The sequence below is a fragment of the Streptomyces mobaraensis NBRC 13819 = DSM 40847 genome (assembly GCF_017916255.1).
Classification (GTDB): Bacteria; Actinomycetota; Actinomycetes; order Streptomycetales; family Streptomycetaceae; genus Streptomyces; species Streptomyces mobaraensis.
In genome coordinates, this window is record NZ_CP072827.1 from 6,994,925 (window position 1) to 7,006,017 (window position 11,093).

At 73.6% G+C, this 11,093-nt stretch carries 13 protein-coding genes; 4 read left to right on the forward strand and 9 right to left on the reverse strand.

What is annotated here, in order from left to right:
• Positions 1 to 63 precede the first annotated feature (63 nt).
• Positions 64 to 636 carry a TetR/AcrR family transcriptional regulator gene (locus tag J7W19_RS30240; RefSeq protein WP_004946388.1) on the forward strand — a complete coding sequence of 191 codons (573 nt, stop codon included), beginning with the start codon at positions 64 to 66 and terminating at the stop codon, positions 634 to 636.
• A gap of 8 nt (positions 637 to 644) precedes the next feature.
• Here J7W19_RS30240 and J7W19_RS30245 read toward each other — a convergent pair whose 3' ends face one another.
• From J7W19_RS30245 to bioB, 4 genes are all read right to left on the reverse strand, one after another.
• Positions 645 to 1,322 (reverse strand): class I SAM-dependent methyltransferase, encoded by a 678-nt coding sequence (locus tag J7W19_RS30245; RefSeq protein WP_004946383.1) that lies wholly within the window; start codon positions 1,320 to 1,322, stop codon positions 645 to 647.
• Between the two features lie 224 nt (positions 1,323 to 1,546).
• The gene (gene bioD, locus J7W19_RS30250) at positions 1,547 to 2,248 is read right to left on the reverse strand and encodes a dethiobiotin synthase (RefSeq protein ID WP_004946381.1); all 702 of its coding nucleotides are present in this window, start codon (positions 2,246 to 2,248) and stop codon (positions 1,547 to 1,549) included.
• Positions 2,245 to 3,597, reverse strand: coding sequence for an adenosylmethionine--8-amino-7-oxononanoate transaminase (locus tag J7W19_RS30255; protein ID WP_004946377.1), 1,353 nt, complete (start codon positions 3,595 to 3,597; stop codon positions 2,245 to 2,247). The genes bioD and J7W19_RS30255 overlap by 4 nt, the downstream gene beginning before the upstream one ends.
• Entirely contained in the window at positions 3,590 to 4,828 is a 1,239-nt protein-coding gene (gene bioB / locus J7W19_RS30260; protein ID WP_004946376.1) for a biotin synthase BioB, read from the reverse strand. The genes J7W19_RS30255 and bioB overlap by 8 nt, the downstream gene beginning before the upstream one ends.
• A 263-nt stretch (positions 4,829 to 5,091) precedes the next feature.
• Between bioB and J7W19_RS30265 the strand changes: the two genes are divergently transcribed.
• Positions 5,092 to 6,315 carry an 8-amino-7-oxononanoate synthase gene (locus J7W19_RS30265; protein ID WP_004946373.1) on the forward strand — a complete coding sequence of 408 codons (1,224 nt, stop codon included), beginning with the start codon at positions 5,092 to 5,094 and terminating at the stop codon, positions 6,313 to 6,315.
• On the opposite strand, the gene J7W19_RS30270 is transcribed toward J7W19_RS30265, so the two are convergent.
• Both J7W19_RS30270 and J7W19_RS30275 read right to left on the reverse strand, forming a co-directional pair.
• A complete protein-coding gene (locus J7W19_RS30270; protein WP_040890241.1) occupies positions 6,312 to 6,575 on the reverse strand; it encodes a DUF397 domain-containing protein in 264 nt (87 codons plus the stop codon). The genes J7W19_RS30265 and J7W19_RS30270 overlap by 4 nt on opposite strands.
• Positions 6,576 to 6,630: 55 nt before the next feature.
• Positions 6,631 to 7,524: a helix-turn-helix domain-containing protein gene (locus tag J7W19_RS30275; protein WP_004946365.1), complete on the reverse strand. Its 894-nt coding sequence runs from the start codon at positions 7,522 to 7,524 to the stop codon at positions 6,631 to 6,633.
• A 362-nt stretch (positions 7,525 to 7,886) separates the two neighbouring features.
• Here J7W19_RS30275 and J7W19_RS30280 point away from each other — a divergent pair, with 362 nt between their 5' ends.
• On the forward strand, positions 7,887 to 8,315 hold the full coding sequence (locus tag J7W19_RS30280; RefSeq protein ID WP_004946364.1) for an ATP-binding protein: 429 nt from the start codon (positions 7,887 to 7,889) through the stop codon (positions 8,313 to 8,315).
• Between the two features lie 114 nt (positions 8,316 to 8,429).
• Here J7W19_RS30280 and J7W19_RS30285 read toward each other — a convergent pair whose 3' ends face one another.
• The 3 genes from J7W19_RS30285 to J7W19_RS30295 all read right to left on the reverse strand — a co-directional run bounded on the left by J7W19_RS30285 (position 8,430) and on the right by J7W19_RS30295 (position 10,394).
• Positions 8,430 to 8,900, reverse strand: a complete 471-nt coding sequence (locus J7W19_RS30285; RefSeq protein WP_040890238.1) for a C40 family peptidase — start codon at positions 8,898 to 8,900, stop codon at positions 8,430 to 8,432.
• A 481-nt stretch (positions 8,901 to 9,381) separates the two neighbouring features.
• Entirely contained in the window at positions 9,382 to 9,726 is a 345-nt protein-coding gene (locus tag J7W19_RS30290) for a hypothetical protein (protein ID WP_004946359.1), read from the reverse strand.
• Between the two features lie 14 nt (positions 9,727 to 9,740).
• Positions 9,741 to 10,394: an ATP-dependent Clp protease proteolytic subunit gene (locus tag J7W19_RS30295; RefSeq protein ID WP_004946358.1), complete on the reverse strand. Its 654-nt coding sequence runs from the start codon at positions 10,392 to 10,394 to the stop codon at positions 9,741 to 9,743.
• A gap of 115 nt (positions 10,395 to 10,509) precedes the next feature.
• Between J7W19_RS30295 and J7W19_RS30300 the strand changes: the two genes are divergently transcribed.
• Positions 10,510 to 10,818 carry a type II toxin-antitoxin system Phd/YefM family antitoxin gene (locus tag J7W19_RS30300; protein WP_004946357.1) on the forward strand — a complete coding sequence of 103 codons (309 nt, stop codon included), beginning with the start codon at positions 10,510 to 10,512 and terminating at the stop codon, positions 10,816 to 10,818.
• The last annotated feature ends 275 nt before the right edge of the window (positions 10,819 to 11,093 follow it).

The following is an 11,093-nucleotide window of genomic DNA, read 5'->3' on the forward strand; positions in this document are numbered from 1 at the left end:
CCTGTAGAAGAACCTTGTGCCGGGATCATAGGCCAGAGGATCACCTGCGATAGAAAGGGGGGTGTGGCCACCGAACGACGCACCCTCATCGCCGACGCCGCCCTCGACGTCCTGGCCGACGAGGGCATGCGCGGGCTCACCCACCGCGCCGTCGACCGGGCGGCGGACCTGCCGCCCGGCACCACCTCCGCGTACTTCCGCACCCGCCGGTCCCTGCTCGACGCCCTGGTCCGGCGGCTGGTCGAGATCGACCAGACCGAGCTGCGGACGCTCGGCGCGGCCTTCCCGGTACCCCGGGACGCCGACGAACTGACCTCCGGCCTGGCCGCGTTCACCGAACTCCGCCTCACCGGCCCCGGCCGCCGGCGCACCCTGGCCCGCTACGCCTGCGCCGTCGAGAGCGTGCGCGACCCCGCGCTGCGGGAAGTCCTCGCGCCACGGGAGAACCCGGCCCGGACCGCCGTCCGGGACTTCCTCGCGGCCCGCGGCGTCCCGGACCCCGAGGAACGCACCGTCACCCTGCTCGCCTGCGTCGACGGCCTGGTCTTCGACCGCCTGGTGGCGGGCGGCGCGGTGCCGCGCGAGCACGTCAGGGGCCTGGTGGAGGCCGCGCTGCGCGGGCCCGACGGAGGCTGACGGCCGGCTCAGCCCGAACGGACCGCCACCCCGAGGACGCACGGGGACGACGGCAGTCGCAGGCCCGTCGCGGGCACCCGCACCCGGCGGACGGTACGGACGGTGAACCCGGCCGCGGCGAGGGCCCGCAGCGGATCCCGGCTCGTCCGGCAGCCGCCGAACAGCCGCGGCCAGAGGGTGCGGTCGGCCACGCGCTGGACTGCGGCGAACGTCCGCTCCTCGGCGCGGCCGTGCTCGAGGAAGCGGACCTCGGCGCCCGGGCGCAGCACCCGCCGCAGCTCACCGAGTGCCCTCGGCACGTCCCGCACCGAGCACAGCACCAGGCAGACCACGGCCGCGTCGAACGCCTCGCTCTTCACCGGCAGCGCCTCCGCCGCCGCCGGGACGACGTCCACCGGCACCCCGGCCCGTACCGCCGCTTCCACCGCCGCCCGCCGCAACCGCTGCTCCGGCTCGACCGCCACCACCTCCGACACGGCGTCCGGGTAGTAAGGGAAGTTCAGCCCCGGCCCGGCCCCGATCTCGATCACCCGCCCGGCCAGCCCGGCCGCCAACTCCCGCCGGTGCGCGGCCAGTCCACTCCGCGCGTCCAGGGCGGGGGCCGTGCGCGCGTAGAAGCGGGCGAAGAGGGGGTGGTGGACGGGGCCGGGGTCACGTGGTGGCCTGGAACGGTGAAGCGGCGGCATGGCACACCCCTTTCCGGGGACACGTCGGCTACCGCGATTGTTCCCCGTGCGGGGGGAGGTGAGCCCCGGTCCCTCCCCCGGAGGGGCACCCCCAACGGGCTGAAATCAGCCCGTCCGGCGCTTGAGGACTGGGGGCACCCCGTCTGGGGAAGCCCGAAGGGTGCTTCGGGGGTGCGGGGGCGGAGCCCCCGCAAGAAACGGTGAAAGGGAGGGACCGGGGCCTCTCAAACCAGATCAGCCGGCGACCACGTCCCGGAAAACTCCGGCCCCAGCCAACCCCCCGCACGGGCGCGGAAAACGCCCGGCGCCAAAGCACCCGCCCCAGCGGGCAGTGCGCCGACCAGCGGAACCCCCGCCGACTCCGGAAAGTCGGACACATTGCACCGCGCCGCCAGATCCGGCTCGGCAGGCCAACTGCCGACAACCACCCCCGCACAGACCAGCCCGCGCGAGCGCAACGCCTCCGCCGTGAGCGCGGTCACGTTCAGCGTGCCGAGCCCGGCCGCCGCCACCACCAGCACGGGAGCCCCGAGCAGCCGTGCCGCGTCCGCGAGCGTGCCCCCCTCGTCGTCCAGGCGGACAAGCAACCCGCCCGCCCCCTCGACAAGCACCAGATCATGCGAGGCGGCCAGCCGTTCCGCCGCCGCGGCGACGTCCGCCGGGCGGACGGGAGGCAGGCCGGAGCGCCGGGCCGCCGTCGCGGGGGCCAACGGCTCGGGGTAGCGGGCCAGTTCGAGGCCGGTGACCGGGCCGGCGAGGCGCCGGACCTCGGCCACGTCCCCCGGCTCGTCCGCCGCGACGCCCGTCTGGGCCGGCTTGAGGACGGCCACCGAGCGGCCCTCCGCCAGCGCGACCGCGGCGATCGCCGCCGTCGTCATCGTCTTGCCGAGCTCGGTGCCCGTGCCCGAGACGATCAGTACCGTCATGCCCGCTTCCCTCCCGCCGCCTCCGCGGCCGCGCGTACCGCCCGGCAGATCAGCGCCAGATCCTCGTCGTCGGTGACGAACGGCGGCATCGTGTAGACGAGGTCGCCGAACGGCCGCAGCCAGACGCCCTCGCGCACCGCCGCCTCCGTCGCCGCCGCCATCCCCGCCGCGTCGAGCGGCGCGTCCAGCTGGACGACGCCGATGGCGCCCAGGACGCGGACGTCCCGTACCCCCGGCACCCCGGCCGCCTCGGCCAGACCGTTCCGCAGGCCGGTCTCGATCCGTTTGACCTCCGCCTGCCAGTCCTGGCCCAGCAGCAGGTCCACCGACGCGCAGGCGACGGCCGCCGCCAGCGGGTTGCCCATGAACGTGGGGCCGTGCGCGAGCACCGGCACCTCGCCCCGCGAGATCCCGTCGGCCACCCGCGGGGTGCACAGCGCCGCCGCCATCGTCAGATAGCCGCCCGTCAGGGCCTTGCCCAGGCAGAGCACGTCGGGGGTGACGTCCGCGTGGTCCGCCGCGAACAGCGCGCCCGTGCGGCCGAAACCGGTGGCGATCTCGTCGAAGACCAGCAGCACGTCGTGCTCGTCGCAGAGCCGGCGCAGCAGCCGCAGGTAGCCGGGGGAGTGGAAGCGCATCCCGCCCGCGTTCTGCACCACCGGCTCGACGATCACCGCGGCCACCTCGTGCGCGTGCCGCTCCACCAGCTCCCGCAGGTGCGCCTCGTACGCCGGGTCGGGCTCGGCGTCGAAGCCGGGCGGCGGCGCGTCCGCGAACACCTGCTCCGGCAGCACGCCCGACCAGAGGCTGTGCATCCCGCCGTCCGGGTCGCAGACGGACATCGGCGTCCAGGTGTCGCCGTGGTAGCCGCCGCGCCAGGTGAGCAGCCGCCGCTTCTCCGGCCGGCCGGACGAACGCCAGTACTGGAGGCACATCTTGACGGCCACCTCGACCGAGACCGAACCGGAGTCGGCGAGGAACACGTGCTCCAGGCCCTCCGGCGTGATCTCCACCAGCCGGGCGGCCAGCCGGACGGCCGGCTCGTGGGTGAGCCCGCCGAACATCACGTGGCTCATCCGGTCCAGCTGGGCCCGCGCGGCCTCGTTGAGCACCGGGTGGTTGTAGCCGTGCAGCGCCGCCCACCAGGACGACATGCCGTCCACCAGCTCGGACGTGCCGTGCGCCGGCTCCGCCAGCCGCAGCCGGACGCCCGACGCCGACGCGACGACCAGCGGGTCGCGGCGGCCGGGCATCGGGGCGTACGGGTGCCAGACGTGCTGCCGGTCCAGTTCCAGGAGGCGGCGGGGGGTGAGGGGTTCCGCCCCTGGGCGGAGGAGAGGTTCAGGCATTGGGCGGCAGGTCCGTTCCCGCGCCCCGGCGGCGTACCGCGACCAGGTCCGTACGGGCCGCGCCCGGCTCGTCGGCTGCGGCCCCGGCCGGCTCGGCGGCGGCCTTCGCGGATCCGGCGATCTCCGCGGATCCGGCGATCTCCGCGGATCCGGCGGCCTCCGTCGGCCCGGCGGCGTCCGCGTCCCCACAGGGCCCGCAACTCCCGCCGCCGCACGCCTCCTTCCGCGCCCGGTGCGCGGGCAGCGTCGTCGTGCCCATGCCCTCCACCTCGAAGCCCGCGTCCGCGATCATGTCGAGGTCGGCCTTGCCCTCCTGGCCCTCACTCGTCAGGTAGTCGCCCAGGAAGATGGAGTTGACCAGGTGCAGGGCCAGCGGCTGGAGGCTGCGCAGGTGGATCTCGCGGCCGCCGGCCAGCCGTACCTCCGCGTCCGGGTGGACGAAGCGCACCATCGCCAGGATGCGCAGCGCCCGCTGCGGCGTGAGGTTCCACTCCTCGGCCAGCGGGGTGCCCTCGAACGGGATGAGGAAGTTGACCGGCACCGAGTCCACGTCCATCGCGCGCAGCGCGAACACGACGTCCACCAGGTCCGCGTCGCTCTCGCCCATACCCGCGATCAGCCCCGAGCAGGCCGACAGGCCGGCGCCCTGCGCCAGCCGCACGGTCTCCTCGCGGTCCGCGTAGGTGTGGGTGGTGGTGATGTCGCCGTAGGTGGCCTCGGAGGTGTTGAGGTTGTGGTTGTAGGCGTTGACGCCCGCCGCGCGGAGCCGCTCCGCCTGGCCCTCGGAGAGCAGCCCGAGGCAGGCGCACACCTCGACCTGCTCGTTCTCCTCCTTGATCGCCTCGATGGTCCGCGAGACCCGGTCGATGTCCCGGTCCGTCGGACCGCGCCCGCTGGCCACCAGGCAGACGCGCTTGGCGCCGCCCGCCACGCCCGCCGACGCCGCCTTCGACGCCTCCTCGGGCTTCAGCCAGGTGTACTTGAGGATCCCGGCCTCCGAGCCCAGCCGCTGGGAGCAGTACGAGCAGTCCTCGGGGCACAGGCCGGACTTCAGGTTGACGAGGTAGTTGAGCTTCACCCGCCGCCCGAACCACTTCCGGCGCACCCGGCCCGCCCCGGCCACCACGTCCAGCAACTCGTCGTCGGAGGTCGCCAGTACGGCCAGCGCCTCGTCGCGGGTCGGCGACTCGCGCCGCAGCCCCTTCTCCACCAAGGTGTCGATCAGGTCCATGGCCAGAGATCCTGTCCCACCGGAGCGCTCCGGGCCAAGGTAGGGATCTCACAACACCGCGTGTCCAAGCTGGGTGGATCACGACATGCTGATCATGCGCGGGAAAGGCTAGTTTGAGGGTCGGCCGTACTCGGCCCGGTGAAACGACCTCGCGGCGATTTATGTGAATCCCACAGATGAGCCCGGGGACGCACCCGGACCGGCACGGTACGCACACCCGAAGCACGTACCCCACAGGGACCGCACAGGAGCCGGGACGGCCGATGCCCCACGACAGCGCCCACAGTCTCGACAGCGTCTTCGACTGGATCGACGCGCAGCACCGGGCGCGCCGCGACGCCGGCCTCGCCCGCACCCTGCGCCCCCGCCCCGCCCGCCCCTCGGGCGACACCTCCACCACCGACCTCGCCGGCAACGACTACCTGGGCCTGTGCCGCCACCCGCGCGTCACCCGGGCCGCCGCCGCGGCGGCCCACCGCTGGGGCGCCGGCGCCACGGGCTCCCGCCTGGTCAGCGGCAGCACCGAGCTGCACGCCGAACTCGAACGGAGCCTCGCCGAGTTCTGCGGCTTCGAGGCCGCCCTCGTCCTCTCCTCCGGCTACGCCGCCAACCTGGCCGCAGTCACCGCGCTCGCCGCGCCCCCGGACCCGGCGGGCACCCCGTCGCTGCTGGTCTCCGACGAGGGCAACCACGCCTCGCTGATCGACGGCTGCCGGCTCGCCCGCGCCCGGAAGGCCGTCGTCCCGCACGCCGACCCGGCCGCCGTCCGCAAGGCCCTGACCGCCCACCCGGGCCGGGCCCTGGTCGTCACCGACTCGGTGTTCTCCGTGGACGGCGACGCCGCGCCGCTCGCCGACCTGGCACGGGTGTGCCGGGAGCGCGGCGCGGGACTGCTGGTGGACGACGCGCACGGGCTCGGCGTCCTGGGGGAGGGGGGCCGCGGCGCGCCGCACGCCGCCGGGCTGGCCGGGGCCGCGGACGTGGTGGCCACCGTCACCCTCTCCAAGTCGCTGGGTTCCCAGGGCGGCGCGGTGCTCGGCCCCGCGCGCGTCATCACCCACCTCGTCAACACCGCCCGCACCTTCGTCTTCGACACCGGCCTCGCGCCCGCCGCCGCCGGGGCGGCCCTGGCGGCCCTGGACGTCCTGCGCCGGGAGCCGGACCGGGTCACCCGCGTCCGCGCGGTGGCCGGCGGGCTGCACCGGCGGCTGACGGCCGCCGGGTTCACCGCCGTACGCCCCGACGCGGCCGTCGTCTCCGTCCGCGCCCCCACGCCGGAGGCGGCCGTACGCTGGCAGGCCGCCTGCCGGGCGGAGGGCCTCGCGGTGGGCTGCTTCCGCCCGCCGTCCGTGCCGGACGGCGTCTCCCGGCTGCGCCTGACCGCCCGCGCCGACCTCTCGGACCGCGAGGTCGAACAGGCGGTCGCGACGATCGTCCGGACTGCCCCGGCGGGCGCCCGGGGGCTCCGGCCGGAGCGGCGTCTCTAACGGGAGGGGCACCGGAGGGACGGGGCGTACCGCACGTCACCCGCCGCCGACCGGAGCAGGCTGACGAACGGCTTCCAGGCGGCGGATCCCACCACCACCCACGGGCCCGCCGGCCGCTTGGAGTCGCGCACGGCGAGGCCGCCGCCGGCCAGGGGAGCGGCCTCGACGCAGTTGTTCATGCCGGTGCTGTGGCTGCTGCGCCGCCACTCGGCCGCGCGCAGAACCGAACGAGAAGGTACGTACCGCGGTGGTGCGGACATGGCGCCTCCCTGCGCGTCCTCGTGTGGTCGGGCATCCCCGCGGGTCCGGGGCGGATCACCGGGTGCGGTCGCGGTCCGCCGCGACCTCGGCGATGTACTCCAGGGACTCTTCGTGCGAGAGGGCGTGCGCCCGGAGCGTGGTGAACGCGGCGCCGTACGCCCTGAGGTCTTCTTTCCGCTCCAGATAGAGGCTACTCGTCAAATGGTCGAGAACCACCACGTCCAGATCGGCGATGCGCGGAAAGGAGAAGATGACGAAAGGGCCGGTGATACCGATGTGGTTGCCCCGGGTGAACGGGAGGACGTGCAGCCGCACATGAGGCAGGCGTCCTGTGTCCAACAGGTGCCCCAACTGCCCCGCCATCACCTCGGGTCCGCCCACCTCGTGCCGCAGCACCGCCTCGTCCAGGATCGCGCACAGCTCCAGCGGCCGGGGCCGGCGCAGCACCGACTGCCGTGCCATGCGCACCCGGACGAGCTCCTCGACCTGCCGCTCCGGCGGGTCGCCCAGCGCGGCCCGGGTCACCGCCCGGGCGTACGCCGGGGTCTGCAGCAGGCCGGGCACCACCGTGGTCTCCAGCGTGCGCGAGCGCGACGCCTCCGACTCCAGGCTGATGAAGTCCAGGTAGGCGGAGGGCAGCAGGTCGCGGTACGCGTACCACCAGCCGCGCCGCGAGCCGGACCGGCCGTCGCCCGGACCCGTGGAGTCCGCGCCGCACAAGGCCCCGAGCAGGGCCCGGAGTTCGGGGTCGGAGACCCGGTAGGCGTCCAGCAGCCGGGTGACGTCGGCGGGCTTGGCGCCGCTGCTGCCGGTCTCGATGCGGCTCACCTTCGACTGGTGCCAGCCGACCGCATCCGCGGCCTGCCGGCTGGTCATCCCGGTCAGTTCGCGCTGGCGGCGCAGTTCGGCACCGAGTTTGCGACGGCGTACCGCCGGTCCGTACCGCAACGGCGGTCCCTCCCTCGTGCGTTGCACGTCCCGCCGCCCTCCCGAGGGCCGGCCGGGCGGGCGTGCGTACGTCCTCACACGCGTCTCCTGAGTCGATGCGTACCCCTGAGTCAATAGACCATCGATCCGCTCACATACGGTCTGCCGTCGCAGAGTTCACCGCTTCGAGCGACAGATATATGCACATCTCGGTGGATCGCACCCATCACGGGCGTTATCAGTGGCACTCTGACGTGAAGAGCCGCCCGTGGGCCTCTCCCGACCGGTCCTGTCACCCCGCGTGCCCGCACGCACCGCTCAGGGAGCCCGCCCTGGTGGGATCTGGTGGAACCGGATGGAACCCGGCGGAAAGGGTCAGTGACATGGCAGATCTCCAGGAAGCGTCCGTCACTCTGCCGAGCGCCCCCGCCTCGGTGTCCACGGCCCGCCGCTATGTCGCGTCCGTGCTGGCGGGGTGGGGTCTGCCGGACGGCACGGAGATCGCCGAGGCGGTGCGGCTGATCGTCTCCGAACTGGCCACCAACGCCGTGCAGCACACCCGCGGCCAGTCCCCCACCTTCACCGTGGATGTGCTGCTCGAACGGGACGAGGAGCTGCGTATCGGGGTCACCGACAGCCATCCCCGCCACCCCCGCCGGCTGCCCGCCGCGGTCCAGCAGGACAACGGGCGGGGGTTGGTGATCGTTCGCTGGCTCGCCGCCGAGCGCGGCGGCCGGTTCTGTGTCACACCGACCGCCGAGGGCGGCAAGACGGTGTGGATCCGCCTGCCGTGGACCGTGCCGGTGCGGTGACGGCGGGGGTCCCCCGCCCGACCGGCGGCCTCGGGTCGCTCGGCTCGGACCGTCCGGGTGGGACCGCCCGGCTGAGGTCATCCGGCTGAGGTCATCCGGCTCAGGTCACCCGGCTCAGGTCACCCGGCCGTACCAGACGCTGGTCGTCCAGATCCGCTCCAGGCGGACGACGGAACCGGTCTTGGGGGCGTGCCACATCTTGTCGCCCCCTGCGTATATCCCGACGTGGTAGACGCCCCGCCCGGAGTGGAAGAAGACCAGGTCGCCCTCTTCACGGGCGGACCGAGGGATGTGGCGGGTGCGGTTGTACTGGGCCGCGGCGGTGCGGGGCAGCTGCTTGCCGGCCCGCTTGAAGGAGTAGAGAGTCAGCCCCGAGCAGTCGAAGCGGTACGGGCCCGTGGCGCCCCACTGGTAGGGCGAGCCCTGCTTGGATGCGGCGATCTGCAGTGCCCTGACCGAGACGGATGCCGCCTCCGCCTTGGTGGTGCCGCCCGGCGTCAGCACCGTGACGCCGACGGCGGCGAGGGTCAGGGCCGATGCGGCCTTGGCTTTGGACAGCCTTGCGGGACGTTTGTGCGCGCCCATGCGCATACCCTTCGTCAGCCGCCTGTGAAGGATTGCCTGTCGGGTTCGGGCAGGCGAAGAATGCCCGGCCGCCTGGGCGGCTTCACCCCAAGGGGCGGCTCCGTGGGGCCGCCCCGCCGTGCTCGGGTCCTCCATCCCTGCCGATGCACTCCTCGTCGACCCGCCCCGGCGGCGGCAGGGTTCGGCGTCCGCCGGGACCGCCCCGCCGTGTGGCGGGGGCTTGTCGTCCCGAGGATCTTGACGCAGTCGCGGCCGGCTTTCCGAGCGGAACCCCGGTTATGTGAGCCTCGTCACCTGTGGGCAATTCAGGTGGACGCAGGGCGGTTTGACCCTCATGGGAAGGCCGTGCTGAGGCCGTCACCTGCGCCGGTTACGGATCACTCAAGCGCGGAGTGCGCGCGCCGCTGAGAGTGATCACCGCAGCGCGTCTACGATCGCGTCCGCTGTCTGGAGGAATCCTGTTGAAAAGCGTTTCCGCTTCTCAACTCGCGGATGGCGGCGGCAACATCACCCGGCGCGCACGGCGCTCTCCGCCGAGGGCGCGCAACGCGCGTGCCATTGTCCCCGTGTACACCTCCCGTTCACCCCGTTCGAACATGACCGTCAGGGCGTCCCGCAGTCCCGTGCTCGCGACCACCAGGGCCTGCGCGGCTCGTAGCCCTCCGTACGTGCCCTGTATCCGGGCGGGATTGATCCTGCCGAGAAGATCCAGTACTTCGAGGTACCGGTCCACCAGCTCGCCCTCGGCGCGGGTCAGGGCGGGCAGCGGGGGCGGGTCGGGGAAGAGGCCGCGCGCCCCGTTCGTCCCGCCTGTTCCGTCCGACACTCCTGACACCCCCGTCACCGCCCGGCCGTCGGCGCCGGCCAGGCGGCGCGGTTCTCGACGACCCGGTCGGCCAGGCCGTAGGCCACCGCCGCCGGGGCGTCGAAGACCGTGTCCCGGTCGGTGTCGGCCAGGATCCGCTCGACGTCCCGCCCGGTGTACCGGGCCAGCAGCTCCGCCTGCGCCAACCGCCGGCGCAGCAGTTCCTCGGCGTGGATCACCAGGTCGGAGGGGGTGCCGCGGACCGGCTCCGGCAGGGCCGGCGGTCCGATGAGCACCCGGGCGTGCGGCAGCACCGCCCGTTTGCCGGGGGTGCCGGCGGCGAGCAGCAGGGCGGCGGCCGGCCCGGCCTGGCCCAGGCAGACGGTCTCGATGTCGCACGCGATGTAGCGCAGGGTGTCGTGCACGGCGCACAGGGCGGCGAAGGAGCCGCCGGGGGAGTTGATGTAGAGCGAGACGTCCCGGTCGGGCGCCGCGTGCTCCAGGTGCATCAACTGGGCGATCACATCCGTGGCGGCGGTGTCGTCGACCTCCGTCCCCAGCATGACGATCCGCTCCGACAGGAGCTTGGAGTAGGGGTCGAGCGTGCGGCGGCCGTCGGCGGTGCGCTCGGTGAACTCCGGCAGGACGTGGCGGGACGTGTGCGGGGTCGCGGACGCGTACGGGATCACGGCTGGCCTCCAGGTGCGACGGGTGCGGGCGTACTGCGGTGGACGGCCCGCCGGTCATGATCGCGGAGCCGTCTGTAAAAAATGTACAGGATGTACGTACCGATAGAATGGGGTCATGGCCTACGAGATCCCTGTGACGCAAGCCCGAGCCGAGCTGGCGGAGCTGATCAACCGCGTCGTCTACGGCGGCGAGCGGGTCGTCGTGACGCGCCACGGGAAGCCCCTGGTCGCCCTGGTCTCCGCGGCCGACCTGGAACGACTCGAACAGCGCGCGGCGGAGGCGGAGGCGGGGGAGCGGCCCGCGGGCGAGCCGGTGATCAGCACCGTCTCGACGGTGCGGCACCTCCCGTCCGCTCCCGGCGAACCCGGCCGCTTCGGCATCGCCGCCGAGTACCGCGACCCGGGGAGCGAACCCCGACGCTGACGGGGGCGCGCGGAACGAGGGCGCGTGACAGGGTGGACCGCGCGCCCGTGCCCGAAAGAGGTTCCTCCGAAACGTCTTCCGGCACATGTGACGGGCATACTCATGCCCTCGAACTCGTGCTTGACGCCCGATCATCCACACTGCGAGACTGGTTGGGTCACTCACGCTCCACTGCAAGCTCCAGCATCAGAAGTGCACAACATGCACAGGGCGCATCGTGCGGAGAGAGACGAACCAGGCCCTCGCCACGGCCGGTTGGTCGACGGAAGACCGCA